The sequence below is a fragment of the Cupriavidus malaysiensis genome (assembly GCF_001854325.1).
In the GTDB taxonomy this organism is placed as follows: domain Bacteria; phylum Pseudomonadota; class Gammaproteobacteria; order Burkholderiales; family Burkholderiaceae; genus Cupriavidus; species Cupriavidus malaysiensis.
Window position 1 is genome coordinate 2,638,876 of record NZ_CP017755.1, and the last position, 26,202, is coordinate 2,665,077.

General features: G+C 71.8%; 26 protein-coding genes. 8 read left to right on the plus strand and 18 right to left on the minus strand.

What is annotated here, in order from left to right; all coding sequences use genetic code 11:
* Positions 1-89 precede the first annotated feature (89 nt).
* The 15 genes from zwf to BKK80_RS31165 all read right to left on the minus strand — a co-directional run bounded on the left by zwf (position 90) and on the right by BKK80_RS31165 (position 14,588).
* Positions 90-1,580, minus strand: a complete 1,491-nt coding sequence (zwf, locus tag BKK80_RS31095) for a glucose-6-phosphate dehydrogenase (protein ID WP_071072642.1) — start codon at positions 1,578-1,580, stop codon at positions 90-92.
* Between the two features lie 30 nt (positions 1,581-1,610).
* On the minus strand, positions 1,611-2,546 hold the full coding sequence (locus BKK80_RS31100; RefSeq protein ID WP_232346492.1) for an ABC transporter substrate-binding protein: 936 nt from the start codon (positions 2,544-2,546) through the stop codon (positions 1,611-1,613).
* 142 nt (positions 2,547-2,688) lie between these two features.
* Positions 2,689-3,684: an ABC transporter permease subunit gene (locus tag BKK80_RS31105; protein WP_083384430.1), complete on the minus strand. Its 996-nt coding sequence runs from the start codon at positions 3,682-3,684 to the stop codon at positions 2,689-2,691.
* 94 nt (positions 3,685-3,778) lie between these two features.
* A complete protein-coding gene (locus tag BKK80_RS31110; RefSeq protein WP_071072646.1) occupies positions 3,779-5,431 on the minus strand; it encodes a sugar ABC transporter ATP-binding protein in 1,653 nt (550 codons plus the stop codon).
* Positions 5,418-6,677 (minus strand): ROK family protein, encoded by a 1,260-nt coding sequence (locus BKK80_RS31115; protein ID WP_071072648.1) that lies wholly within the window; start codon positions 6,675-6,677, stop codon positions 5,418-5,420. The genes BKK80_RS31110 and BKK80_RS31115 overlap by 14 nt, the downstream gene beginning before the upstream one ends.
* Positions 6,678-6,918: 241 nt before the next feature.
* Entirely contained in the window at positions 6,919-7,140 is a 222-nt protein-coding gene (locus BKK80_RS31120; RefSeq protein WP_071018689.1) for a hypothetical protein, read from the minus strand.
* A 223-nt stretch (positions 7,141-7,363) separates the two neighbouring features.
* Complete coding sequence (locus BKK80_RS31125) at positions 7,364-7,552, minus strand: hypothetical protein (protein WP_071038793.1); 189 nt, start codon at positions 7,550-7,552, stop codon at positions 7,364-7,366.
* A gap of 329 nt (positions 7,553-7,881) precedes the next feature.
* Positions 7,882-8,223, minus strand: a complete 342-nt coding sequence (locus BKK80_RS31130; protein ID WP_071018686.1) for a hypothetical protein — start codon at positions 8,221-8,223, stop codon at positions 7,882-7,884.
* A 384-nt stretch (positions 8,224-8,607) separates the two neighbouring features.
* Positions 8,608-8,898, minus strand: a complete 291-nt coding sequence (locus BKK80_RS31135) for a type II toxin-antitoxin system RelE/ParE family toxin (RefSeq protein WP_071072650.1) — start codon at positions 8,896-8,898, stop codon at positions 8,608-8,610.
* Positions 8,895-9,347 (minus strand): hypothetical protein, encoded by a 453-nt coding sequence (locus tag BKK80_RS31140; protein WP_071018684.1) that lies wholly within the window; start codon positions 9,345-9,347, stop codon positions 8,895-8,897. The genes BKK80_RS31135 and BKK80_RS31140 overlap by 4 nt, the downstream gene beginning before the upstream one ends.
* Positions 9,348-9,475: 128 nt before the next feature.
* On the minus strand, positions 9,476-10,954 hold the full coding sequence (locus BKK80_RS31145) for an efflux transporter outer membrane subunit (RefSeq protein ID WP_071018682.1): 1,479 nt from the start codon (positions 10,952-10,954) through the stop codon (positions 9,476-9,478).
* Positions 10,951-11,850, minus strand: coding sequence for an efflux RND transporter periplasmic adaptor subunit (locus BKK80_RS31150; protein WP_071038795.1), 900 nt, complete (start codon positions 11,848-11,850; stop codon positions 10,951-10,953). Before BKK80_RS31150 ends, BKK80_RS31145 begins: the two co-directional genes overlap by 4 nt.
* Positions 11,847-12,056 carry a DUF1656 domain-containing protein gene (locus BKK80_RS31155; protein WP_071018678.1) on the minus strand — a complete coding sequence of 70 codons (210 nt, stop codon included), beginning with the start codon at positions 12,054-12,056 and terminating at the stop codon, positions 11,847-11,849. The genes BKK80_RS31150 and BKK80_RS31155 overlap by 4 nt, the downstream gene beginning before the upstream one ends.
* Before the next feature lie 31 nt (positions 12,057-12,087).
* Positions 12,088-14,235: an FUSC family protein gene (locus BKK80_RS31160; RefSeq protein WP_071072652.1), complete on the minus strand. Its 2,148-nt coding sequence runs from the start codon at positions 14,233-14,235 to the stop codon at positions 12,088-12,090.
* A gap of 119 nt (positions 14,236-14,354) precedes the next feature.
* The gene (locus BKK80_RS31165; RefSeq protein WP_071038796.1) at positions 14,355-14,588 is read right to left on the minus strand and encodes a hypothetical protein; all 234 of its coding nucleotides are present in this window, start codon (positions 14,586-14,588) and stop codon (positions 14,355-14,357) included.
* A 195-nt stretch (positions 14,589-14,783) separates the two neighbouring features.
* Here BKK80_RS31165 and BKK80_RS31170 point away from each other — a divergent pair, with 195 nt between their 5' ends.
* Together BKK80_RS31170 and BKK80_RS31175 are read left to right on the plus strand one after the other, a co-directional pair.
* Positions 14,784-15,677 carry a LysR family transcriptional regulator gene (locus BKK80_RS31170; RefSeq protein ID WP_071018672.1) on the plus strand — a complete coding sequence of 298 codons (894 nt, stop codon included), beginning with the start codon at positions 14,784-14,786 and terminating at the stop codon, positions 15,675-15,677.
* A 145-nt stretch (positions 15,678-15,822) separates the two neighbouring features.
* The gene (locus BKK80_RS31175) at positions 15,823-17,955 is read left to right on the plus strand and encodes an EAL domain-containing protein (protein WP_071038797.1); all 2,133 of its coding nucleotides are present in this window, start codon (positions 15,823-15,825) and stop codon (positions 17,953-17,955) included.
* A 52-nt stretch (positions 17,956-18,007) separates the two neighbouring features.
* Here the strand turns inward: BKK80_RS31175 and BKK80_RS31180 are convergent, their stop codons facing one another.
* The gene (locus tag BKK80_RS31180) at positions 18,008-18,529 is read right to left on the minus strand and encodes a hypothetical protein (protein WP_071018668.1); all 522 of its coding nucleotides are present in this window, start codon (positions 18,527-18,529) and stop codon (positions 18,008-18,010) included.
* Positions 18,526-19,164, minus strand: a complete 639-nt coding sequence (locus BKK80_RS31185) for a hypothetical protein (RefSeq protein ID WP_236903847.1) — start codon at positions 19,162-19,164, stop codon at positions 18,526-18,528. Before BKK80_RS31185 ends, BKK80_RS31180 begins: the two co-directional genes overlap by 4 nt.
* A 258-nt stretch (positions 19,165-19,422) precedes the next feature.
* On the opposite strand from BKK80_RS31185, the gene BKK80_RS31190 reads away from it, so the two are divergent.
* The 4 genes from BKK80_RS31190 to BKK80_RS37790 all read left to right on the plus strand — a co-directional run bounded on the left by BKK80_RS31190 (position 19,423) and on the right by BKK80_RS37790 (position 22,302).
* Positions 19,423-20,454 carry a 5'-nucleotidase gene (locus tag BKK80_RS31190; RefSeq protein ID WP_071018666.1) on the plus strand — a complete coding sequence of 344 codons (1,032 nt, stop codon included), beginning with the start codon at positions 19,423-19,425 and terminating at the stop codon, positions 20,452-20,454.
* Positions 20,451-20,768 carry a YnfA family protein gene (locus BKK80_RS31195; RefSeq protein ID WP_071018664.1) on the plus strand — a complete coding sequence of 106 codons (318 nt, stop codon included), beginning with the start codon at positions 20,451-20,453 and terminating at the stop codon, positions 20,766-20,768. The genes BKK80_RS31190 and BKK80_RS31195 overlap by 4 nt, the downstream gene beginning before the upstream one ends.
* Before the next feature lie 184 nt (positions 20,769-20,952).
* Positions 20,953-21,975 (plus strand): alcohol dehydrogenase AdhP, encoded by a 1,023-nt coding sequence (adhP, locus tag BKK80_RS31200; protein ID WP_071072654.1) that lies wholly within the window; start codon positions 20,953-20,955, stop codon positions 21,973-21,975.
* 204 nt (positions 21,976-22,179) lie between these two features.
* Positions 22,180-22,302, plus strand: a complete 123-nt coding sequence (locus BKK80_RS37790) for a hypothetical protein (protein ID WP_257786786.1) — start codon at positions 22,180-22,182, stop codon at positions 22,300-22,302.
* 34 nt (positions 22,303-22,336) lie between these two features.
* Here BKK80_RS37790 and BKK80_RS31205 read toward each other — a convergent pair whose 3' ends face one another.
* Complete coding sequence (locus BKK80_RS31205) at positions 22,337-22,579, minus strand: hypothetical protein (protein WP_071022287.1); 243 nt, start codon at positions 22,577-22,579, stop codon at positions 22,337-22,339.
* A gap of 513 nt (positions 22,580-23,092) precedes the next feature.
* On the opposite strand from BKK80_RS31205, the gene BKK80_RS31210 reads away from it, so the two are divergent.
* Together BKK80_RS31210 and BKK80_RS31215 are read left to right on the plus strand one after the other, a co-directional pair.
* A complete protein-coding gene (locus BKK80_RS31210) occupies positions 23,093-24,031 on the plus strand; it encodes an alpha/beta hydrolase (RefSeq protein WP_083384429.1) in 939 nt (312 codons plus the stop codon).
* An 85-nt stretch (positions 24,032-24,116) separates the two neighbouring features.
* Positions 24,117-26,183 (plus strand): penicillin-binding protein 1A, encoded by a 2,067-nt coding sequence (locus tag BKK80_RS31215; RefSeq protein WP_071072656.1) that lies wholly within the window; start codon positions 24,117-24,119, stop codon positions 26,181-26,183.
* Positions 26,184-26,202: the final 19 nt, after the last annotated feature.

A 26,202-nucleotide genomic window follows, 5' to 3' on the forward strand; every position in this document is an offset into this window, starting at 1 on the left:
GAGACGGGCGCCCGGCGTCCCGCATGTCAGCGCGCTTTGTCACGGTCAATTCTTCGCTTGGGCCGGTGCATTCCCGCGGCATGCCGCTCTCACAGCTCCTCGTGCCACACCGCGCCGTCGCGCGACAGCAGCGCCGAGGACGCGGCCGGGCCCCAGGTGCCGGCGGTATAGAGCTTGGGCGCGAGGCCGCTGTCGGTCCAGGCCTGCTGGATGGGCGCCACCCAGCGCCAGGCCTGGGCCTGCTCGTCGCGGCGCACGAACAGCCCCAGGCGGCCGCGGATCACGTCCAGCAGCAGCCGCTCGTAGGCTCCGGTCTTGCGTTCGTGGCGGGCGCCCTGCCCGCGCGGCAGCATGCGCTGCAGGTCGAGCGTGGCCGGCTGCAGCGCCTGGGTGTCGCCGGGCTGCTTGACGAGGAAATGCAGGCGGATGCTCTCCTCCGGCTGCAGCGTGATCACCAGGCGGTTGCCGGGCTCATGGTCGAGCGGGCGCGGGAACACCGAGTAAGGCACGTCGCGGAACTGCACCACGATTTCCGCCACGCGCGCCTGCATGCGCTTGCCGGTGCGCAGGTAGAACGGCACGCCCGCCCAGCGCCAGTTGGCGATCTCGGCCTTGATGGCGACGAAGGTCTCGGTGCTGCTGTCGGCAGCGATGCCGGGCTCGCCGGCATAGCCGGGCACCGGGTTGCCGGCGGCGGCACCGCGGCAATACTGCCCCCGCACCACCCTCTCGGCCACCTCATGCTGGGCGAGCGGGCGCAGCGCCTTGAGGATCTTCAGCTTCTCGTCGCGGATGGCGTCGGCCGACAGGCTCGACGGCGGCTCCATCGCCACCATGCACAGCAGCTGCAGCAGGTGGTTCTGCACCATGTCGCGCAAGGCGCCGATGCCGTCGTAGAAGTTGCCGCGCCGCTCCACGCCCAGTTCCTCGGCGATGGTGATCTGCACGTCGCGCACCCACTCGCGCCGCCACAGCGGCTCGAACAGCGCGTTGCCGAAGCGGATCGCCATCAGGTTCTGCACCGACTCCTTGCCCAGGTAGTGGTCGATGCGGTAGATCTGTTCCTCGCCGAAATGCCGCCCCACGGCGTCGTTGATCGCCTCCGACGAGGCCAGGTCGTGGCCCAGCGGCTTCTCCAGCACCACGCGCACGCCGGCGTGGTTGAGCCCGGTGCGGGCGAGCTGCTCGCAGATGGGCACGAACAGGTGCGGCGCGGTGGCCAGGTAGCACACCACCACCGGGGCGCCGCGCGCCTGCACCAGCTCGGCCAGCGCGTCGAAGCCCTCGGGCGCGCGGGCGTCCACCTGCTGGTAGGCCACGCGCTCGAGGAACTGCCGCCAGGTGTCGACAGCGACGGCGCCCGGCAGCATGGGGCGCACCTCGCTCTCCAGCATATCGAGATAGGCCTCGCGCGACATCGCCTGGCTGCCCAGCGCCAGGATGCGGCCGCGCGGATGCAGCGTGGCGCTGGCATGGGCGTCGAACAGGGCGGGCAGCAGCTTGCGCCGGGCGAGGTCGCCGGTGCCGCCGAACAGGACGAAGTCGAACTCGGGCACGGCGTTGGGGTCAGGGCGGTTCATGGTGCGGTCTGTCGAAAGGAGGGGCGCCGGTCAGCGGGGGGCCGACCAGCCTTGGTATTGGCCGACGTTGGCGCGCGTGACCAGTGTCGGCGGCAGCAGCACGGTGCGGCTGGCCGGCGCCTGGCCGTGCATCAGGCCGATGCCGATCTGCACCGCGGCGCGGGCGATGGCCCACGGATCCTGGCTGGCCGAGGCCTGCACCAGGGTGTCGGACTTGAGCGCGGCCTCGATGTCGGGCGCGCCGTCGACCGAGGCGATCAGGATGCCACGGCGGTTGAGCTGGCGTGCGGCCAGGTCGGCGCCGATGGCCTGCGGGTCATTGATGGTGAAGACAGCGTCGATCTTCGGGAAGCGCGTCAGGTAGAGCTGCATCACGTTGAGGCCGCCCTCGCGCGAGCCCTTGGCATCCTGGTCGTCGGACAGCAGGTGCAGGCCGGGATGCTCGGCCAGCACGCGCTTGCAGCCGCGCACGCGGTCCAGCACCGCCGACACCGGCGGGCCGTTCTGGATGATCACGTTGCCGCGGCCGCCCAGGCGCTCGGCGAGGAAGCCGCAGGCCAGCTCGCCCGCCCGCGTGTTGTCGGTCTGCACCACGGCGTCGGCACCGGCGGCCCCGACGTCCACCGCCACCACCACGATGCCGGCGCGGCGCGCCTTGCGCACCGCCGGTTCGATGGCGCGCGCGTCGGCGGCGTTGATCAGGATCAGGTCCACCTGCGAGACGATGAAGCTGTCGATCTGCGTGAACTGCTTGTTGAGGTCGTAGTCGGCCGACAGCACGGTGACCTTGGCCTGCGGGTTGGCGGCCTTGGCCGCGGCCTCCGCGCCGCGCGCCAGCGCGACGAAGTAGGGGTTGCCCAGCGAGCCCAGCGTGACGCCGACCTTGCGCAAGGGCCGTTCCGCCGCGGCCGCCGGCGGCGCGGCGGCCGGTGCCTGCGCCGCGCTGCGGCCGCTGCCGGCGGCCAGGGCCGCCAGCAGCGCGACGGCAATGGCGGCGATGATGGCGGCGGCACGCGCCAGCGCTGTGGGGAAGTAGCGTGTCAGCACGTCGTATCTCCTGCCCGATGCGTCTCGTTCCCGTTTCCCGTGTCCCATGTCCTGTGTCCCGTCAGGTGCGCGCCGAATCGCGGCGGCGGTAGCGGTCCAGCGCCACGGCGCCGATGATCACCAGGCCCTTGACGATGTACTGCCAGATATCGGAGACGCCCAGCAGCACCAGGCCGTTGGACAGCACCGCGATGATCAGCGCGCCCACCAGGGTGCCGCCGATCGAGCCGGTGCCGCCGACGAAACTGGTGCCGCCCAGGATCACCGCGGCGATGGCGTCGAGTTCGTAGGACTGGCCGAGCTGCAGCCCGTTGGCGGCATACAGCCGCGCCGCCGACATCACGCCGCCCAGGCCCGACAGCAGGCCGGACATCGCGTAGACGAACAGCAGCACCACCCACACCTTGATGCCCGACAGGCGCGCGGCCTCCGCATTGCCGCCGACCGCGTAGATCTGCATGCCCAGTACCGTGCGGCGCAGCACGAACCAGCACAGCGCCACCACCGCGCAGGCGATCACCACCAGCCAGGGCACGCCGAGCAGCTCGCCGTTGCCGAGGAAGGCGAAGCCGATGTCGGGGTTGTAGAGGGTGCTGTCGTGGCCGGCCAGGCGGGCCAGCCCGCGCACGGCGGTCAGCGTGCCGAGCGTGACGATGAAGGGTGGCAGCTTCATGAAGGCGACCAGCGCGCCGTTGACCAGGCCGAACGCCAGGCCGCACAGCAGCGCCGCCGGCACGCTGAGCGCGCCGAGCTGCGGCACCAGCGACACCAGCATGGCGGCCACCGCCGAGATCGACAGGATGGAGCCGACCGAGAGGTCGATGCCGCCGGTCAGGATGACGAAGGTCATGCCGGCCGCCAGCACCAGGTTGATCGAGGCCTGCTGGGCCACGATGGAGAGGTTCTGCCAGCTGGCGAAATGGTCGGTCAGCACGGCGAAGGCCGCGCACAGCAGCAGCAGGATGGGCAGCATGCCCAGGGCGCGCAGGCGTTCCTGCGCGGTGGGTCCGGCGCCGGCCAGGGCCGCGCCGGGGGCGTGGGTCAGCGAATCTTGCATGGTCGTCTCCTGCGGGGGCGGGCGTGGCGCCCTTCTGGTCTGTGGGTTCCGGTCCAGGGTTCCGGTCTGTGGTCCGGGTGTGCGGCCGGCGGCCTCAGTGCCGGAGCGGACCGGCGGCGGCAGCGCCCGCTGCCGCGGACATGGCCGCCACGGTTGCCGGCATGGCGTCGTCCGGCCCGGCCGCGCCGGTTGCCAGCGCGATGATGCGTTCCTGCATGCGTGCCGCGCTGTCGCCGGGATGCACCTCGCCGGCGATCTCCCCCGCGCGCATCACCAGCACGCGGTCGCACAGGCCCACCACCTCGGGCAGCTCGCTGGAGATCAGCAGGATGGCCACGCCTTGCCGGGCCAGGGCATCGATCAGGGCGTAGATCTCCGACTTGGCGCCGATGTCGACGCCGCGCGTGGGCTCGTCCAGGATCAGCACGCGCGGACGGATCTCCAGCAGGCGCGACAGCATCACCTTCTGCTGGTTGCCGCCCGACAGCGCGCCGACGTTGACGCGCGCGTGCGGCACGCGGATGCCCAGCGCGCGGATGGCGCGCTCGGTGCGGCCGCTGCCGGCGGCGCGGTCGAGCCGGCCGAAGCGGCGCGCGTCGCGCCCCGCCACGATCAGGTTGATGTTCTCGTGCACGCTGTGGTCGAGGAACAGCCCCTGCAGCTTGCGGTCCTCGGTCAGGTAGGCGATGCCGGCCTCGATGGCCTGGCGTGGCGTGTCCAGGCGCACCGGCGCGCATGCGCCGCCGCCCTGCCCCGCCAGCCGCACCTCGCCGCGCAGGCGCGCGTCGGCGCCGAACACCAGCCGCGCCAGTTCGGTGCGCCCCGCTCCCACCAGGCCCGCCAGTCCCAAGACCTCGCCGGCGCACAGGTCGAAGCTGCAGCCCTTGACGCGGCGCCCGTCCGCCATGTCGCGCACGGACAGCACGGCCCGGCCGGCGCCGGCCTGCTGGCGCGCGGCGCCGTGGTCCTTGGTATAGAAGCCGGACAGGTCGCGTCCCACCATCATCTTCACCAGTGCCGCCTGCGACAGCTCGGCGCGCGCCAGCGTGCCGACGAAGCCGCCGTCGCGCAGCACCGTGACGCGGTCGGCCAGTTCGTCGATCTCCGCCATGCGATGGCTGATGTAGAGGATGGCCAGGCCCTGCCGGCGCAGTTGCCGGATCAGCGCGAACAGCCGCTCCGTTTCATGCGTGGACAACGGCGTGGTGGGTTCGTCCATGACCAGGATGCGCGCCTCGAAATGCACCGCGCGCGCGATCTCCACCAGCTGGCGCTGGGCGATCGACAGGCCGGCCACGGCATCGAGCGCGCCGAAGTCGGCGCCCAGGCGCGCCAGCGTGGCGGCGCAGGCCTGCGCCATGCCGGCGCGGTCGACCAGGCCGTGGCGGCGCAGCGGACGGCCGAGATAGACGTTCTCGGCCACGCTCAGGTTGGGGGCCAGGCTCAGCTCCTGGTAGATCACCGCCACGCCGAGCGCGCGCGCGGCCTGCGGCCCGTCGATGGCCGCCTCGCGCCCGTCGATGCGGATGCTGGCGCCGGCGTCGGGCAGGTAGGCGCCTGACAGGATCTTCATCAGCGTGGACTTGCCGGCGCCGTTCTCGCCCATCAGCGCATGGACCTCGCCCGCATAGGCGGTGAGCTGCACGTCGCGCAGCGCGCGCACGCCGGGGAAGGTCTTGCTGATATGGCGCAGCGCGAGCAGCGGCGCGGTGCGCGCGGCATCGACGGTATGTTCAGGCGACGACATCGCTGGCCTCCGGGATCCGGGCCGACGCACCCTTGAGCCATTCGGCGCGCGGCGAGAAATTCATGAACAGCGGCAGCGCGGCGGCGCCCACGGCGCCGGCGTTGGCGCCGAAGCCGCCGCGCACCACGCGCGGCGCCCGCCGCGCCTCCGGCGCCCCCTCGTCGAGCGCCGCCTGCAGGCGCGCGATCAGCGTGCCGACCAGGCCGGCATCGACGTCGGCATCGAAGACCAGCAGGGGCACGTCGAGCACCGCCAGCGCCGCCTGCATGGCCGGCGCCAGCGCGTCGATGCAGTCGTCGAGCCACTGCGCCACGGCCGCATGGCCCTGCGCGATGTGCGCCTCCAGGTCGGCGTGGCCGTCCACCTGCGCGCCGTGGTGGCGCAGGTGGCGCGCCAGCGCGTTGAGCGAGGCGCGCGCCAGCAGGATGTCGCGGGCCCGCCCGGTGCGGGGCGCCGAGTCCAGCGTGCTGGGCGCCACCGGCATCATGCCGATGTCGCCGGCATTGCCCGACACGCCGCGCACGCAGTCGCCGTCGAGCACCACGCCGCCGCCGATCGCCGGGCCGAGGAAGACATAGAGGAAATCCTGGGCGTGGTGGCGGCCGTAGAACAGCTCGGCGATGGCGGCCGCGGTGCCATCGTTCTCGCTGAACACCGGCAGCCCGGTGGCGGCGGCCAGCGCCGCGCCGAAATCGGTGTCGTCCCAGGCATGGAAGCTGTCGCGCAGGGCCGCGTCCTGCAGGTCCAGCTCGCGCAGCCAGGCGCCCAGGTTATAGGGCTGGGCCAGGCCGATGCCGAGCAGGCGCTTGCGCTCGGCCGGCGCCAGCGCCTCGCATAGCGCATCCAGGTCTTCGCGCACCATGGCCAGGGCCTGCTGCGGATGGGGCAGGACCTGCTGGCGCGCACGGCTGGCCAGGATGCGGCCGCTGAAGTCGACCAGCACGCACTCGATGCTGGCTCGGTCCAGCCGCACCCCGAGGCCGAAGGCGCCGCGCGGCTGCAGCCGGATCAGGCTGGCCGGCTGGCCGCGCTGCCCGTCCTGGCGTCGTCCCGCTTCGCACACCAGCCCCTCCTCGGTCAGCGTCTGCACGATGCTGCCGACCGCGGTGTTGGTCAGCTCGGCCATGCGTGCCAGGTCGGCCTTGGAAGCCTCGCCGGCACGGCGCAAGGCGAGCAGCAGGGCCCGCTCGTTGTAGAGGCGGAGGCTGGCGGAGTTGACCCCGCGTCCGGCCTTGGAAAGCGACATGCTGTCTCCTGTCCCGGTCGTGCGCGGCACCGGCTGGTCCGGACCGCGTCACGCCTCGATTAATTAATTCACGTTGAATTAAAGATTAGGACGGAGACCGGCTCAAGTGGGGACAAACCCGGAGACGACGGTTGGAGAGGGTGCGGCTACCCGCTGCGGGAAGCTGAAAATGCAGATTGCGACACTTACGACCGGTCAGCCGCTCGGCCGCCCAGTGGCGCAGGCTGCGCCCGGACCGCGCTCAGTCGGCCTTGGCGGCAGGCGCGCTGGCCGCCACGCCGGCGAGCGGGAGCGGCTCGAAGAGATGGTGGTGGAGATGGCCGCCGGCATAGACCGGCCGCTGCGTGCGCACGCGCTCGATCACGGCCCGGTCGGAGCCGCTGGCGGCCGAGCGGTACAGCAGCGGCACCGCGGCCAGCGCCAGGGTCACCACACAGGGCAAGGCAAGGTGCAGCAGTTTCATGGCCGGCCGCCGGCGCACGGGAAGTGCGCCCGCAGGCGCTGCAGCGACAGGGGAATCGACGGGGACGGCGGGGGGCATGCAATCGAACGGCGGTAGAACGCAACGCTACGGCGCAACACTGCAGCGCAGCGCAAAGACCGCGATCCTCGCACAGCGGCGGCCGCATGACCAGAGGCAGACCGGCCGCGCGGCGTGGCCGCCGCCCGCCAACGGCAGCGCAGGCTCAGCCGGCGCGGGCCGGCGTGGGCGCCGTGGCGGCCTGGCCGCAGGAAGCCTGCTGCAGCGCGGCGCGTTGCGCGGCACGCTTCTCGGCGCGGGCGCGTTCGATCACGGTCCAGTCGGGACCGGCGAGGGCAGGCAGGGCGGCGGCCAGGGTAGCGGCGCCGGCCAGGGCGAGGATCAGGGTCTTCATGGCGAGGAGGAGAGGGAGTCGGGGGGGCAAGGCGGGGGAGCGGAGCGGCCGGCAGGCCCGGACAGGCACCGGACCTGCCCTGCTGCGCCTGCCGGCGGCGCCCGCCTTCCCCGAACTGGGGGAGGAGGAAGGCGGTCCGCCGCCGGCCCGTGCAGAAAGGCCCGCCGCCCTGCCCCGCCATGCCGGCGCGCTCTCCTGGAGGACGAGGCGCGGCGGTCATGGCGGCACGCATGCCGGACGGCGGACAAGGCGAAGCCTGGTGTGATGCCTGTGCTGCGATGCCTGCGGGCAGCGCTTGCTGCCCGAGCCGGCCGTGCCGGCCGGAAACGTCAGACGGGTTGAGCGGAAACGCCGGTCAGGTCGCGGCCGGCCAGGTCCATGCCGCCGGCGCGGTTGCCTTCGCTATAGGGATCGCGCGGCGCGTTGCCGCGTGCGCCTTCGCTGTAGGGATCGCGCTTGCCGAGGTTGGCACCTTCGGAGTAGGGGTCGCGCTTGCCGAGGTTGGCGCCTTCGGAGTAGGGGTCACGCTTGCCGTTATGCATGGTGTAGCCGTAACGGTCGCCGGCAATGCCGCTATCCCGCGGACCCGATGCATTGGCCTGAGCGCTGGCCAGGACGCAGGCGCTGAGGGCGGCTGCGGTTGCAAGGGTCTTGAGGAGCTTCGTGTTCATGATGGTTAAGCAGGTTTGGGGGAGGACGGCACTTCCATTTTCACGGTGCGGGATGGGCGGATCTGCGTCCCGCGCGCCGTCCTGTTCGCCTTTTGAGCTGTGCATTCGGCAATCGCGTCGTGCACAGGAACCCAGTGTAGCCATGGGTCACTCATTCTAGAAGTGATTTATTTTTCTTTTGTCCAGTCGGTTTTTTCATAGAGAGAACCGGACAAGCGGGCGGGCAGGCAATCTGCGCTTCAGTCAGATCGGCGGGGACATGCTGGGACTAACGCCGACGGCTTGGCAGGCAAGGCATGGCAAGGCGCGTTCGCTGCCGGACGCAGCTTGGCGCTTCGCGCTTGCCTCAGGCGCACCTCACGCGAAGGGAAGAAGCCGGGCAGCTCAGGTTGCAGGTGGTCCGGGATAGCGTTGACGCGCGTGGAGCACGGCCAGCGCCGTCACGATCATCTCGTTCTCTTCCAGGATAACGAGATAGTTCTCGTGCGCGACCAGTTCGCGCGTGCCGGCAACGCGGCCCGGCCTGCGGGGAAACAAGGGGTCGGCCCGTCTAGCCACCTGGTCATCGATGTGGGGCCACAGCGTGGCGCCTGCGCGCGGATTGCCCTGCGCAATATAGGCCTCGATTTCATCCAGGTCGTCCCGGTAGCTCTGCGTGCGCAGCACGACCTTCATGGGCTATCGAGCTGACGCCGCTTGGCCGCCCGGATCGCTTCCCATTGGTCCGGCTCGATGCGCTGGTTGCTGCCGTCGTCGAGGCCGGCACGCGCTGCCTCGACCTTCTGCTGCAGCCATTCGGCATGGGACAGTGCCTCATGCGCCGCCTTCATCCGCGCCGCAGCATCCTCGCGCGTCCGCTGGCCCGCGGACACGCTGTAATTGCTGGCGTCGATCCCGTCGATCCTGACGATATGCAACTCCCTCCGCAGGTATTCGACACAACTGTCCAGGCTGCGCCAGGTGCGCGGCCTGTCGTCACGTTGGGTCCCCAACGGGGTGTCCTGCGCGCCGATCCGCAAGGTCACGGACCAGCCACCGGGCTGGCCGACAATGGCGGCACCGGTGATGACCGACGCCTCGACGAGACGACGGGCGTTGGGCGTGTCTATGGTTCGGGTCCTCACTCGCACCTCCTTCACACAACAGGAAGCAGTCTGACAAATACTAGATAAAAACTCAATTACCTCACAAAAAATGCAGCATCAAATACTTTCAGGAATGGGAAATCCGTCTCGCCGACGACGAATTGCCATCAATCGCGCGCCGTAGCCGGCACTTCCCGCACCGCCGGCGCCTGCTGCCAGCCCCCGCCCAGCGCCACGAACAGGCCGATCTGGTTGAAGGCGAGCTGGCTGTCCGAGGCGGCCAGGTCCATTTCCGCCGATGCCAGGCTGCGTTCCGCGTCCAGGCTCGACAGGTAGGGCGTGCGCCCCGCCTGGTAGAGGCGCCGCTGCTGCGCGGCGGCACCGGCGGCCTGGTCGCGCGCGGCGCGCAGCGCGGCATTGCGTTCCTGCTCGCGCCCGTAGCGGCTCAGCGCCGTGCGGGTCTCCAGCAGGGCCTTGAGCACCACGCCGTCGAAGCGCGCCAGCGCCGCGTCGGCGCCGGCTTCCATGCCGTGGATGCGCGGGCGTACACCGTTGGTGGGCAGGTTCCAGGTGATGCCGGGGCCGATGCCCCAATGCGCGGTCGGCCCGGTGCCGAAGTCCGACAGCATGCCGGTGAGGCCGGCCGAGGCGCCGATGCGGATGGACGGATACAGATCGGCCGTGGCCACGCCGATGCGCGCGGTGGCGGCAGCCAGCTCGCGCTCGGCCTGGCGCACGTCCGGGCGGCGCTTGAGCAGCGCGGCGCCGTCGCCCACCGGCAGCGGACGGCTCAGGCGCGGCTCCTCCTCGCAGGCGAAGGCCTCCGGCGCCAGCGAGCCGGGCGGCTGGCCCAGCAGCGCGGCAAGCCGGAAGCCCGCGCCTTCGCGCTCGGCCTCGAAGCGCGGCAGCGCCGCGCGCAGGGTGTCGGCCTGGGCCTGCGCGCGCATGGCGTCGGCAGGCTGGCCGCGGCCGGCGGCCACCAGCTTGCGTACCAGTTCGGCCTGGTGTTCGGCCAGCCTGGCCTGCTGCGTGGCCACCTCGTGCTCGTGCGTGGCGGCGCAACCCTGCACATAGGCACGCACCGTCTCGGCGACCACGCCGACGCGCGCCGCGTCGAGCGCGGCGGCACCGGCTTCGGCGCCGGCCAGCGCGGCTTCGTCGGCGCGCGCGAGCTTGCCGAAGAAGTCGATCAGGTAGGACACCGAGAAGCCCGCATCGCCGATGCTCAGGGCCGGGATCTTCTCCGTCTTGAGCAGGCTCTCGCCGGACAGCTGGGTGCGCTGCGCGCTGCCCCAGAGCGCGCCCTGCGGCAGGTTCTCGGCCTCCACCTCGTGGTAGATGGCGATGGCGCGGCGCAGGTTGGCGGCGGCCGCGCGCAGGTCGGTATTGGCGGTCAGCGCCTGCCGCACCAGCTGGTCGAGCCTGGCATCGTCGTACAGGCGCCACCAGTCGTCGGGCGGCGCGTCGGCCGAGACCCCGGCCGCGGCCCGGGCCCCGTCCGCGCCGTCGCCGGTAAGCGGGCCATTGGCGGCGGGCGCCTGCACCAGCGCCTGCGCCGGCACGTGGTAATCGGGGCCGACGGTGGTGCAGCCGGCCAGCAGCGTGGCGACCAGCAACGGCAGCGCAGCCAGGCGCGGGGTCCTCATGAGCGGCTCCCCTGCGGCGCCGCGGCCGCGCCGTCTTCCCGCACCGACACCGTGGCGGTGCGGCCGGACACCAGCCGCACGCCGGCCGGCACCGCGTCGAAGACGATGCGCACCGGCACACGCTGCGCCAGCCGCACCCAGTTGAAGGTCGGGTTCACGTTGGGCAGCAGGGTCGCGCCGTTGCTGCGGTCGCGGTCTTCGATGCCGGCGGCGATGCTCTGCACGTGGCCCCGCAGCGGCTGCGCTTCGCCCATGATGCGGATGTCGACCGGCGCGCCGACACGGATGCCGTGCAGCTTGGTTTCCTCGAAGTAGCCTTCGACATGGAAGGACTCCACGTCCACCATCGAGAACACCGGCTTGCCGGTGCTGACATAGTCGCCCAGGCGTGGCAGGCGGTCGTTGACATAGCCCTCCACCGGGCTCAGCACGGTGGTGCGCGCCAGGTTGAGCTGCGCCACCGCCACCGCGGCCTCGGCCTGGGCCAGCGCCGCCGCGCCCTCCTCCACGCGCGCCCGCCCCTCTTCCACCACCTCGGCCGACACCACGCCGCTCAACGCCACGCTGCGCGCCGCCTCGCGCCGCGCCTGCGCCAGCACCGCGCGGCGGGCCGCGGCGTTGGCCTGCGCCTGGCGCAGCGCCAGCGCGAAGCGGTCGCGGTCGATCACGAACAGCGGCTGGCCGCGGTGCACGCGCTGGTTGTCCTTGACCAGCACCTGCGTGACCAGTCCGGAGACATCGGGCGCCACCTGCACCACCTCGGCACGCACATGGCCGTCGCGCGTCCAGGGCGCCACGGTGTAGTACTGCCACAAGTGGAAGGCGACGCAGGCGGCGAGCGCCGCCGCGGCCAGGGTCAGCACGACGGAAAGAAGGGAACGCGGACGGAAACTCATGGGTGCAACCAGCGCGCGGCGGCCACGACGCCACCGAGCAGCAGGGTGTAGAGAGCAAGGTTGAACAGGGAACGGTGCCAGACCACGCGATAGAAGCCGGCGCGGGCCAGGCCGGCGCGCAGCAGCACCATCAGGACCAGGGCCAGCAGCATCAGCAGCAGCAGCGTCGGCACGAACACGCCATAGACGTTGATCTCGCCGCTCATCGCATCTCCCGGCGGGCAGTACGGCGGCGCCTCATGACGCACGTCCCGGCATGTCGTGGCAGGTCGGATAGAGCGTGACCTGCAACACCACCAGCGCCGCGCGGGCCTCGCGCGCGGCCCGGTTGGGCGGCGCGGCGAGCTGGACCAGGGCGGCATCGATGCCGAGCGACAGCGTGCTCGGCGCGGGAATGTGCGCGGCATGCAGCCGCCCGCGGAAATGCGCGGCCATGCCGTCCAGCACGCCGGCCACCGCCGCGCGCGCCGCCGGCGGCAGGGCCGGCAGGCTGCGGTGCAGCGCCAGCGCGCTGAAGCCGGCCTGCAATTCGGCAAAGCCATCGCTGGACAGCGAAGCGTCGCTGGCGGCCAGGCGCGGCACCAGCTGGCTGAGCCGGTCCAGCATGCGGCCGCCCAGCGCGCCAGGGCCGGCACCCGCGCCGGCGACGCGCGTCACGGCGGCGTCGGCCAGGTCCTTCCAGCCGGCGCGGATCAGGCGGTGCGCCGCCACGCGGGCGCCGAAAGGCCGCGTCACCATCGACCAGAACGGCGCGAACAGCATGGCGCCGACGCTGGCCAGCATGGTGTTGAAGATGCCGAGGAAATTGACATCGTAGACGCTGTGGAAATTGGCCAGCGAGGCGGTGTTGACCGACAGCAGCATGGCGATCAGGTTGAAGCCGGGACGCTGGATCAGCACGCCGATGCCCAGGTAAGGCAGGGCCAGCAGCGCGGCCAGGGTCTCGAAATCGTGAGTGGTGGGCACCACCAGGAACAGGTAGAAGCAGGACACCGCCAGGCACATCGCCGACCAGCGCACGAAGGTGCGTGCCACCGGGCGCGGCTCCTCGATGGTGGCGAAGAAGCAGCAGGCGATCGCGGCCACCGCCACCGCGCCACCGCCGTCCTCCCAGCCCGAGGCGATCCACAGCAGGCCGGCGCAGAACACCGCCAGGCCGGTCGAGCCGGCGTACCACAGCAGCATGCCGTGATCGTGGTGGTGGGCGCGCACCACCGGCTCGCCGCGGTGGCGCAGGCGCGGCCCGCGCAGGCCGCGCAGCCCGGTGCGCCGGCCCGCCAGGCGCCGCTGCAGCGTGCGGCAGTCCTCGCACAGCGCGGCCAGCGTGCGCAGGTGGTCGGCGGCGGCGGCAACCAGGCTGGCATGCCAGCGGCGATGGCCGGCCAGCGTATCGGTGGCGTCACCCGCGGTGGCGTCACCCGCGGTGGCGTCACCCGCGGTGGCGTCACCCGCGGTGCCGTCACCCGCGCCGGCCTCATCCGCGCCGGCGGCCGCAGGGGCCTGGCCGCTGCCTTCGAGGTCGCCGTCCAGCCGCGGCGCGGGCCCGGCAAAGCCGGCGCGGCACCAGGCGCGCAGCCGCGCCATGGCGTCCGCCAGCGGCGCCGGGATGCCCTCGGGATGGCGGCGCAGGTCCTGCATCACGCCGGCCAGCGAGGACAGCACCGGCAGCAGCAGGGTCATGCGCTCGCGCAGCGCCGCCGCCATGCGCAGCACCTGCGCATTCTCGGCATCGTAGGACAGCTGGGCGATCAGCTGGTCCAGCGCCAGGATGTCCGCCGCCAGCCGGTGGCGGCTGCCGTGGCGCAGTACGCTGGCCTCGGCGTCGGCCGACAGCATGTCGCCGGCCCACAACGCCGCGTCGGCCAGCCAGGCGGCGGCACGCGCGCCCAGCGCGCTCGCCACGTTGGCCGGAAAGACCACCGAGCCCACCACGCCGGCGCAGACGATGCCGATCACGATCTCCTCGATGCGCGCCACCGCGATGTCGAAGATCTGCTCGGGCTGGCCCACCGCGGGCAGCGCCACGATCGGCAGGGTGTAGGCGGCCAGCAGGAAGACGTAGCTGCGCGGGGTGCGCTGCAGCAGCGACAGGTACAGCAGCAGCGCGGTCCACAGGCTGACCGCCGCCATCAGCAGCACCGGGCCGTTGACCAGCAGCGGCACCGTCACCACCGCCGCGCTGGCGCCCAGCAGCGTGCCGAGCACGCGGTAGGCCGCCTTCGAGCGGGTCGCGCCGGTCAGCGGATGGGAGACGAAATAGACGGTCGCCATGGCCCAGTAGGGGCGCGGCAGGTCCATCCACAGCGCGATGTAGAGCGCCAGCATCGCCGCAAGGAAGGCCTTCAGCGAGAACAGCCACTGCCGGGCACTGGGCCAGCCGGACATGGTGACGAACCTGTTGGAATGGAATGGGAATGGATGGGGCGCCGGCACGGCCGCTGCGCTGGCGGCCGCGCCGTGCGGAAGGGGCGGCGCGCGCCGGGGCGGGCGCCGCGCGATCGTCGTCAAGCGATGCCGGCGACCTCGGCCAAGGGCAGGCTGCGGCATGCCGACCGGCCCGCGCGCCGCGTGCCGGGCCTGCGCGGCGTGTGCGCGCTGGCGCCGTCGAGACGGGCCAGGCCGCCGGACAGCTCACGGGCGCGCGCATTGCCCGCGGGGAAAATGCAACAGCCCGCCGCGGCCACGATGGCGACGGCCGTCGCGACGGTGGCGGGACGCGCATGCGCACGGATCATCATCTTGCTTCCTTCATTCTGCGAAAACCGGCGGATGGCCCGGCCCGCGCCCGCCGAGGCAAGGCGCGCGGTGTGGCGCGGGGGCCACGGGGGCATCCGGGGGCACCGGTGGAAACAAAGTGTAGTCAAATCCCCGGCATTCTCAGAATGATTTAATATTACACATCGCATTCGCTTTTTTCATACAAGGAGGCCACCGTGGCCATGGACATCCGCGCCCTGCGCTATTTCGTCGAAACCGCGCGGCTGAGGAGCTTCACGCAGGCCGCCGCCTCCCTCTTCGTGACCCAGTCCACCATCAGCAAGATGGTGCGCCAGCTGGAAGAGGAGGTCGGCCAGCCGCTGCTGATCCGCGAGGGCAAGCAGGTGCGCCTGACCGACGTGGGCCGGGTGGTCTACGAACGCGGCCAGGAAGCGCTCGGCGTGGTCCACCGGCTCCAGCTCGAGGTGGCCGACCTGTCCTCGCTCGGGCGCGGCCAGCTCACCGTGGGCATCCCGCCGATGGCCAACCTGTTCTTCTCTCCGGCGGTCAGTGCCTTCCGCCAGCGCTACCCCAACCTGGAACTGCGCCTGGCCGAGCACGGCGGGCACCTGGTCGAGCAGCAGGTGGCCAGCGGCGAACTGGAGGTCGGCGCCACCGTGCTGCCGGGCGACAGCGGGCTGGCGCTCGCCTCGCGCCAGTTCGCCAGCCATCCGATCTGGGTGGCCGGGCCGCGCAAGGCCAAGTGGGCCAAGGGCAAGACCGTCACGCTGGCCGCCCTGCGCGACGAACCGCTGGTACTGCTCAACGACGACTTCTCGCTGACGCGCAAGCTGCGCCTGGCCTTCCTCGACGCCCGCATCGAACCGCGCATCGTGGCGCAGAGCGGGCACTGGGACTTCCTAGCCTCGATGGCGGCGGCCGGCCTGGGCACGACCTTCCTGCCGCGTCCGCTGCTGGCCAAGCTGCACATCGAGGACGACCTGGCCGTGGCGCGGCTGGTCGAGCCCGATATGGACTGGGCGCTGGCGCATATCTGGCAGCCCGGCCGCTATCTGTCGCATGCGGCGCGCGCCTGGCTGGACGTGTGCAGCGAGGTGCTGGGGGCCTGAGCGGCACCGGACCGGGCTGGCCGCCTTCAGGACCGGCGCCCGGCTGCCGTTATCCGTCGCAGGGCAGTCACGACAAGCCGGAGCCTGGAACAGGCACGGCGGCGTGCGCCGGCTCGCCGCTGCCCGCCGAACCACGCTCCGACGCATGAACACCACAGACTACCGCAGCGACTCGAGGAGCGACGCTTCCCAGCTATACGGCACCGCCTGCGCCGCCCCGCTGCGGGACCTGGGCACAGACCTGCGCCTCGCCGCGCCCGCCATCGTCGACGAGTTCTACGACCGTCTGGCACGGCTTTCCGGCCGGCAGCCGCTGCTCGAGGCGCTGTCGGCCGCCGAACTGGCCCGGCTCAAGCAGCTCCAGCAAGGCAACCTGCTCGCGCTCGCCGCAACCGACCTGAACGAGACGGACCACGGCACCATGGCGATGCGGGTCGGCAAGGTGCATGCCATGGTCGGCCTGGCCAGCGAGGCCCTGGTCCACAGCGAGGACATCCTGCACACCGCCGTCCACCGGCACCTCGACGCCAGCCGGCACGGCGAAGCCCTGTCGATCTTGTCGCGCCGGCTGATCCGCGACGTGGCCTGGCAGATCCGCGCCTACGAGGAGATGGAAAGCTCGCGCCACCAGGTACTGCTGGACATCACCCGCCTGGCCTGGGCGGCCGGCAGCTATACGGACCTGATCGGCCAGGCCGTCGGGATCCTCGGCCGGCATGGCGAGATCGCCGGCTGCTCGATCGGGCGGCCGGACCAGCACGGGCGCTTCCGCTTCGAGGCGGCCAGCGGGACGAACATCGAACCCTACCTGACCTATCTGGAGCATTCGCCGGCCAGCGCCATCGAGGCCGACAGCGGCAGCCGGGGCCGTGGGCCCACCGGCCGCGCCTGGCTGGGCCGGACCATCGAGCGCTGCCTGAACTTCGCCACCGACGCCCGCATGGCACCGTGGCGCGACGCCGCGGCGCAGGCCGGCTACCGCTCCAGCGCGGCGATCCCGCTGCACCAGCCCGGCTGCGCGCCGACCGCGGTCCTGACACTGTACTGCGCCTATCCGGGCGGCTTCGCCGGGCCGCACCACGAGGCCTTCCTGACACAGCTGCAGGCCTTGCTGACCTTCGCGCTGGCAAGGTTCGACCTGCGCACGGGACTCTCGGTGGCGATCCCCTACGTCACGCGCCAGCACTGGGCCGCGCTGCTGAGGTCGGACGCTCTCGAGATGCACTACCAGCCCTTGCTGGACCTGCGCTCGGGCACCGTCAGCAAGGCCGAGGCGCTGGCCCGGCTGCGCGACGGCGAGCGGCTGCTCGCTCCCGGCACCTTCCTGCCCGCGCTGTCGCCGGAGGACTTCCTTGAACTGTATGCCCGCGGCCTGCGCCAGGCGCTGGCGCAGCGACGGCACTGGCTGCGCCACGGCTTCGACCTGGACCTGTCGCTCAACCTGCCGTTCAGCGGACTCGGCGACCGCCGCTACTTCGAGGCCACCCGGCAATTGCTGAGCGAGCAGGACTGCCCCGGCCACAAGCTGACCCTGGAGATCCTGGAGACAGACGACCTTCCGCGCGGCATCGACATCGGCGCAGAGCTGGCCCGCTTCAAGACGCTCGGCGTGCGGCTGGCCGAGGACGACCTCGGCTCCGGGCACAGCAGCCTGACGCGCCTGCGCAACCTGCCTTTCGATACGATCAAGATCGACCGCAGCCTGGTCGCCGCGCGCGCGGACCAGCCCCCGGGCGACAGCGCCCTGCACTTCATCTACCAGCTGACCCGTCTCGGCCATGCCCTGGGCAAGTCGGTCATCGTCGAAGGTGTCGAGGACGAAGACCTGCTGGAAGCCATCGCGATTCTCGGCGCGGACGCGGTGCAAGGCTATGTGGTGGCCCGCCCGATGTCCTCCGGGCAGCTGCTGGAATGGCTGGCCGGCAGGCAGGCGCGGCTTCCGGCAAGTCCGCCGGCACCGGGCAGCACGCTGGCCAGGCTGGCCCGGCTGCTGGTGTGGGAGGAGACCCTCCACCTGCTGCTGCGCGAAGCGCCGGAGCGCACCGCCGACGGCGGCGCGGACGCACCGCCGCCGGGCGCGGCCGGGGCCGGCCCCCGGCACGCTTCCCTGGCGGGCATGGCCGAACTGCTGCTGGCACCGGCGCCCCCGCGCGCCAGGAGCCGGCACCTGCATCAACGCATGCATGACCTGCTCCATGCGGCCTGGTCGCACGGGCCGCGCAGCCCGGCCTACGCCGCCGCGCGCGAACGCCTGGTCTCGACCCTGTGCGCGGCCTAGACCGCTGAATCATGGAAATAGACCAGCAGTGGACTAGTGGACTCGTGCCCCGCTACTGCAGGTTGCCCCAGCGCGGCACCGCCGGCTCGGCGGCAGCCCACTTCCAGCGCCCGCCCTGCTCGCAGGCCGTGGTGAGGAACCAGGCGCGCCGCCGCGCGGCGTCGTCGTCGACCGAAAACAGGGCTTCCTTGCAACGCGCCAGCGGCGTGTCGATGACACGGGTGACGCGCAGCCAGCCATGCGCGTTGCCATAGGGCAAGGGGTGGCGGATCTCCCAGCGCTCCAGGCGATCGGGCTCGAGGGTGCCGATGACGGCGGCGATGCTGTCCTGCTCGGCTTCGTGCCAATGGCGGAAGAAGGCCTTGCCGGCGGCGTCGGCCGCCGCACTGACGCCGATCGCCACCCCCGCGCCCAGCGCCGGATTGGCGGTCAGCGCACCGGTGGCGACACCGGCCACCGCACCGGAGATATCGCCGAACGAGGAACAGCCGCCCAGCGATGACAGCAGCGCGCCGGCCGCCAGGATGCGCAGCAGGACGCGGCGCGGCGCCTGCGCCCCCGGCACCGCATTCATTGCAGGTTGCCCCAGCGCGCCGTGGCCGGCTCCGCCGAGGCCCATTTCCACTGGTCGCCGTCGCGGCAGATGGCGGCGACATAGAAGGCGCTGCCGCCCCCCGGCGCCGCCGCCGCGGGCGACGACGCCGGCAACGATGCGGCACCGGCGGGCGCCGGCGGATCGACCGAGAACACGATTTCCTTGCAGCTCAGTTGCTTGTCGCCGATCAGGCGGCTGACCGTCACGCGGCCGCGCTCTTCCGTCTCCAGCGGCGCCGCGTGGTCGGTGGCCCAGGAGGCCACCGCGCCCACCGCCAGCGCTCCGGCGGCCTGCGCGATGCGGTCTTGCGCGGCGGCGTGCACCTGGCGCTGGCTGTACTGCAGCGCCGCCTTGGCGCCGGCCTGCACGCCGAGGCCGATGCCGGTCGCCACCGCGGCATTGTCGGTTACCGCGCCCGCGATCGCGGCACCGGCCACGCCGGCCCCGGCCGCCGTGCCCTCGTTGAGCAGCGAGCTGCAACCCGTGCCGGCCAGGGCGGCGGCGGCCAGCAGCAACGGCAGCGCGCTGCGCGCGGCCGCGCCGCGCAGGATGGCGACAGGGGAAACGAGGCGGAGCAGGCAGAGGGAACGGGGAAGGCGGCGGAGGCTGTGCATGCGGGACGGTAGGATCGGCAATGGCCGCGCCGCTGCCTCCCGCCGCTGCCCCGCGCACTCGCGCGAGGCCGGACAGCGCCGGCGCAAGGCGTGCACGGCTGGAATCGGCGCCAGCATACGCGAGGCCACCAAGTGACGAAAGCGCCTTAATGTAAGAAAATGCAATACGCCCGGACGCCGGCCCGGCGGCGGGAAAGGATTGCGGCGCCCCATGCCGATGCCGCGCCGGCCCCTGGCTTGCCCCTATACTGCGTCCCCATGGCCTACGATCTCACCGACAAGCTCGTCATCGGCATCTCCTCGCGCGCCCTGTTCGACCTCGAACAGGCCAATGCCATCTACCAGAGCGAGGGCGTGGCGGCCTACGCCGAGTTCCAGCGCCGGCACGAAGACGAGGCGCTCTCGCCCGGCACCGCCTTCCCGCTGGTGCGGGCGCTGCTGCAGCTCAACGCCCTGATCCCCGGCCGCCGCCTGGTGGAAGTGGTGGTGATCTCGCGCAATTCGCCGGACACCGGCCTGCGCGCCTTCAACGCCATCGCCGCGCACAAGCTGGATATCACGCGCGCGGCCTTCACCGGCGGCGCCCCGATCGCGCCCTACCTGCAGGCCTTCAAGGTCGATCTGTTCCTCTCGCGCGATGCCGAGGACGTGCAGGCCGCCATCGACGGCGGCGTCGCCGCGGCGCAGCTCTACGCCGCGCCCGACGGCTTCCGTGCGCGCGACGAGCAGATCCGCATCGCCTTCGACGGCGATGCCGTGCTGTTCTCGCCCGAGTCCGAGCGCATCTACAAGGAGAAGGGACTGGACGCCTTCGTGCGGCACGAACAGCGCCACCGCCACAAGGCCATGGCCGAGGGCCCCTTCGCCAAGCTGCTGCTGCGCCTGGCCGAGATCCAGCAGCAGTTCCCGCCCGGGCACGGCCCGGTGCGCATCGCCATCGTCACGGCGCGCAACAGCCCGGCGCACACGCGCGTGGTACACACGCTGCGCGCCTGGAACGTCAGCATCGACGAAGCTTACTTCCTCGGCGGGCTGCCCAAGGACCGCGTGCTGGCCGCCTTCGGCGCACACATGTTCTTCGACGACCAGGACGGCCACGTGAGCGCCGCCGCCGCGGTGGTGCCGGCCGGGCGCGTGCCCTACAAGGGGGGCGAGCTGCTGCCGCCGCGCAAGCGCGCGCGGCGCGCGGCGGCGCCGGACAACGTCCACGGCGATGCGGCAACGGAAACGACAGCGGCAGCGGCGGGCGATGCCTCCCGGTGCACCGACGGCGCAGAGCCGGCCGCATGAAGACGGTCCTGCTCTACCTGCTGACCGCCTGCGCCGAGATCGTGGGCTGCTACCTGCCCTGGCTGTGGCTGCGCCAGGGCGCCAGCGCCTGGCTGCTGCTGCCCGGCGCGCTGGCGCTGGCCGCCTTCGCCTGGCTGCTGACGCTGCACCCGGCCGCCTCGGGCCGGGTCTACGCGGCCTACGGCGGCATCTATATCGCCACCGCCATCCTCTGGCTGTGGCTGGTGGACGGGGTGCGGCCGAGCCCCTGGGACCTGGCCGGCGCGGCGGTGGCGGTCGGCGGCATGGCCATCATCGCCTTCCAGCCGCGCTGAGCCGGCACCGCGCCCGGCCCCCGGCCACCCCCGGGGGCCGGCATTCCAGCCGCCTGTCCCGCCTCTTTGATCCAGCGCAAGTCCACCCGCACGTGGCATGACATCATCGGCAGGTCCCCGGTGGCGCCGGCGGCCCGCGCCGCCGCGCCCCGGCCTGTTCCCGTTCATGCTACGAGGAGTCGACATGCCAGCGACAATGAAAGCCGCCGTGGTGCGCAAGTTCGGTGCGCCGCTCGAGATTGACGAGGTGCCCGTACCGGAGCCGGCGCGCGGCCAGGTCCAGGTGAAGATCGAAGCGTCCGGCGTCTGCCACACCGACCTGCACGCCGCCGAAGGCGACTGGCCGGTCAAGCCCACGCTACCGTTCATACCGGGCCACGAAGGCGTCGGCTACGTCTCCGCGGTAGGCGCCGGCGTCACACGCGTCAAGGAAGGCGACCGCGTCGGCGTGCCATGGCTGTACAGCGCCTGCGGCTACTGCGAGCACTGCCTGCAAGGCTGGGAGACGCTGTGCGAGAAGCAGCTCAATACCGGTTATTCGGTCAACGGCGGCTACGGCGAATACGTGGTGGCCGACCCTGACTACGTGGGCCTGCTGCCCGACAGCGTGGACTTCGTCGAGATCGCCCCCATCCTGTGCGCGGGCGTGACGGTCTACAAGGGACTCAAGGTCACCGACACGCGCCCGGGCCAGTGGGTGGCCATCTCCGGCATCGGCGGCCTCGGCCACGTGGCGGTGCAGTATGCTCGCGCCATGGGCCTGCGCGTGGCGGCCGTCGACATCGACGACGACAAGCTCCGGCTGGCCGAGAAACTGGGCGCCGAGGTCACGGTCAATGCGCGCCACGCGGATCCCGCAGCCTTCCTGCAGACGGCCATCGGCGGCGCGCACGGCGCGCTGGTGACCGCGGTGTCGCCGCAGGCCTTCTCGCAGGCCATCGGCATGGTCCGGCGCGGCGGCACCATCGCGCTCAACGGCCTGCCGCCGGGCGACTTTGCCACGCCGATCTTCGATGTGGTGCTCAAGGGCATCACCATCCGCGGCTCCATCGTGGGCACGCGCAGCGACCTGCAGGAAGCACTGGATTTCGCCGCGCACGGCGCCGTCAAGGCCACCGTGTCCACGGCGCCGCTGGAGCAGATCAACGACATCTTCCAGCGCATGCGCGCCGGGCAGATCGAAGGACGGGTGGTGATGAAGATGTAGGCCCGTTCAGGGCGGGGGGCGGGGGGCGGGGGGCGGGGGGCGGGGGGCGGGGGGCGGCGGACGGCCGCGCTGACGCCGCCGCCGTCACAATCGTTTACCGCGGCCCGCCCTGGCCCTGCCACAGAATTCCACCATGCACCCGGCGCCGGACGGAACTGCCCGGCGGCCGGTGCGCTGCCGAGCCATGCTTGTGGAGAAGCCGCCATGTCAGACATCCAGGATCCCGATACCCGCCACGCGCGCAACAACCGCACGCTGCTGTTCGCGACCGTGACGCTGGTGGCGACGCTGGCCGCCGCCAACCTGGCGCGCTATCTGCTGGGCTGAAGCGCCGGCCGCAAACGCGGCGCCGGACGCCGGCTCAGCGGTTGCCGTCGAGCAGGTCGTTCAGGATCTCGTCGAACGCCTGCTGCGCGTCCTCCAGTGCCTGCAGGGCCGCGTCGAAGGTCTGCAGGGCCAGCTTGGACGGCTTGCCGCTGCCGTCCGGCGGGAACTGCGACTGCAGCGCGTTGAATGCCACCTGCACCTGGCGCGTCGCGCTGACCACGCGCTCCATCGCCTGTGCTTCTTCTGCCCGTGCCTGGGCTGCGTTCTGCTCTTCCATCCCGATCACTCCCTTGCGCGGCCGCTCGCCGCCTTGCTGCGGCGGCGTGCCGGCGCGCATGCGCTTTCCCTGGCGGAGCCCGGAGGCCTGGAAGCGCCCCCTGTCCGCACCGGGCGCCCTCCGGCGCCGTTGCCCCACATTCTACCGATCCCCTTGATGGGCAGCACGCCCGCCGCCGCGGAACGGGCGCAGCGTCTCGTCCGCCCTGCCGCAGGACGAGGCGCACGACGACAAGCGGGCCGGGCACCACGGCGTGGCAGCGCCTGCTGGTCTGGCGGCTCTCGCTGCTGCCGTTGGAACCCCTGCTGTAGCGGTAGCCGTAGCGACAGCTGCAGCGCAACGGCACGGCATGAACCTGTGGCCGGACGCACGGTCCAACCCGCGCTGCCGCCCGACCTGACCTAAGCTCCAACAGGGAGCCGCTGCCGCAAGGGCGGCACGAGCGCGCACGCAGCGCCTACACTAGTCCACTGCCCCTGCCCCCGCTCCCACCTGCCAGCATCACCATCCGCCATGACGGCCCCTCTCCGCCCCTTGCCCGTGCTCGCGCGCACCGCCCTCAAGGCGACGCTGCTCGCTGCCGGCGGCTTCGCCTGCTATTGGACCTACCTGACCGTGAACCAGGGCCGCCTGCTGTTCGATGCGCGCCGGCGCCCGGCCCAGGAGGTGCTGCCGGATGGCATCTCGCTGTACGCGCACGAGGTGCCCGGCGGCATGCTGAGCGGCTACGTCTACCAGGATGCCGGCGCCGGCGGCGTGCGCGACCTGCTGTTCTACCTGCCCGGACGGGGCGAAGACGTGCTGCAGACCATGCAGCACCTGAAATGGCTGCCACGCCACATCGGCTTCGCCAGCTTCGACTACCGCGGCCTCGGCCATTCCGACGGGCGCCCGGGCGAGGCAGCGGCGGTGGCCGACGCCAGCCAGTTCCTGCTGCACCTGCGGCGCGCCCTCCCGGGCACGCGGGTCCATGTGGTCGGGCGCAGCCTGGGTACCGGCGTGGCGATCCAGCTCGCCGACCTGCAGGATTTCGAGAGCCTGCAGCTGATCACCCCCTACGATTCCCTGCTCGAACTGGCCAGCAAGCGCTTCCCGCTGGTGCCGATGCGCCAGCTGATGCGCCACCACTTCGACTCCATCTCGCATTGCGAAAAGGTCATGCAGCGCACCAAGGTGCTGCTGGCGGAACACGACAACGTGGTGCCGCATGCGTGCTCCGAGCGGCTCATGGCGGCGTGGCCCGGCCAGGTGGCGCGCCAGACCATGGCCGGCACCGACCACTACACCATCATCGAACAACCGGAGACCTGGCTGGCCCTGAGCGAATTCGCCCTGCAGTCCGACATGGGGTGCCAGGCGTCCCAGGCGCCCGCCGCGCCATTGCGGGAGGTCCAGCCGCCCGGCGAGGCGGCCCGGCAAGATGCCTCCGTGTTCGGTGCCGACGCCGCATGATGCGGGCCGGCAGCGGAACCAGGGCCGGGAAAAGTGCCGCCGACACCATACGGCCGCCCGTCGGCCGGCACTGTAGAATGCGCGCATGAACAGAATTGCAGCAAAAGCCGCCGGCGCCTTCCTGGCGCTGGCCGCAGCCGGTGCCCTGCTGGGCGGATTCGCCACCGTGCTCAGCCTGGAGCAGCTTCCCTCGGTGGAATCCCTGCGCGACTACCACCCCGACCTGCCGCTGCGCGTCTTCACCAGCGACAACGTGCAGATCGGCGAATTCGGCAACGAACACCGCGAATTCATCCCCTTCGAGCGCATGCCCAAGCGCATGACCCAGGCCCTGCTGGCCGCCGAGGACGACCAGTTCTACGAGCATGCCGGCGTCGACTTCTCCGGGCTGGCGCGGGCGGCGCTGGCCGACATCAGCGAGGGCTATGCCCAGGGCGCTTCCACCATCACCATGCAGGTGGCGCGCAACTTCTACCTGTCGCGCGCAAAGACGCTGTCGCGCAAGTGGTACGAGATCCTGCTGGCCTGGAAGATCGATCGCACGCTGCCCAAGGACCGCATCCTCGAGCTGTACATGAACCAGGTCTACCTGGGCGAGCATGCCTACGGCTTCGGCAGCGCGGCGCAGGCCTACTACGGCAAGCCGCTGGCCTCGCTGTCGCTGGCCGAGACGGCCATGCTGGCCGGCCTGCCCAAGGCGCCCTCGACCATGAACCCGGTGGTCAACTACCCGCGCGCGAAACGCCGCCAGGAGTATGTGCTGGGCCGCATGCTGGCGCTGGGCATGATTTCACCCGACGAGTTCAACCAGGCCAAGGCCGAGCGGGTCGCCGTGACCGATGGCGCCGGCGGCCGCTTCGGCTCCCATGCCGAGTACGTGGCGGAACTGGCACGCCAGCTGGCCTATGAGCGCTTCGGCGACGCGGCCTATACGCGCGGCATCAATGTGTACACAACGGTGTCGTCGGTGCGCCAGACGCTGGCCTACGATGCGGTGCAGGCCGGGCTGCAGGGCTATGCCCGCCGCCATGGCGGCAAGGGTCCCGCGCCGCAGGCGGCGCTGGTGTCGCTCGATGCGCGCACCGGTGCCATCGAAGCCATGGTGGGCGGCTCGGACTTCACCGTCAGCCGCTTCAACCACGCCACCCAGGCCCAGCGCCAGCCGGGCTCGACCTTCAAGCCCTTCATCTATTCGGCGGCGCTGGAACGCGGCGTGTCGCCGGCCACGCTGATCAACGACGCGCCGCTGGATACCGCATCCGGCTGGCAGCCGGGCAATGACGACGGCCGCTTCCTCGGCCCCATCACGGTGCGCCAGGCGCTGGCGGAATCACGCAACCTGCCGGCGATCCGCACGCTGCAGACCATCGGCATCCCCTACGCGGTCGACTACGCCGGCAAGTTCGGCTTTTCGCCCACGCGCCTGCCGCGCTACCTGCCGCTCGCGCTCGGCACCGGCGAGACCACGCCGCTGCGGCTGGCCGCCGCCTATGCGGTGTTCGCCAATACCGGTTTCCGTGTCGAACCTTACCTGATCGCGCGCATCACCGACGGCGACGGCAAGGTCCTGTTCGCCGCCGACCAGGACCAGCCGGCGCCGCAGCGGGTCATCCCGGCGCGCAACGCCTTCGTGATGGACAGCCTGCTGCACAGCGTGGTCGACAGCGGCACCGGCAACGCGGTGCGCCGCTACCTGCGGCGCGGCGACGTGGCCGGCAAGACCGGCACCACCAACGACGCCATGGACGGCTGGTTCGCCGGCTATGCGGCCGACATCGCCACGGTGGCATGGATGGGGTTCGACGATAACCGCAGCCTGGGCAACCACGAGTTCGGCGCCACCACGGCGCTGCCGATCTGGGCCGCCTACATGGAGGGCCGCCTGGCCGGCCTGCCGGAATCCGCGCCGCCGGCACCGTCCGACGTGGTGCGCAACGGCGGCGACTGGATCTATGCCGAGAATGCCGACGGCAGCCATGGCGTCGCCGCCATCGGCCTGCCGCCGCCGCAGCCCGACGCATCCGGCGACGCCGCCGGCGCGGCGGCGGCCGACGCCGAGGCCCAGTCCGCCGGCACGGCCGGGCAGCAGATGATGCCGGCGGCCGTGCCCACCGGCGGCGGCCCGCGCGGCGGCAACAGCGCCCCGCTCTAGTCCCAGGCAGAAAGCGGAC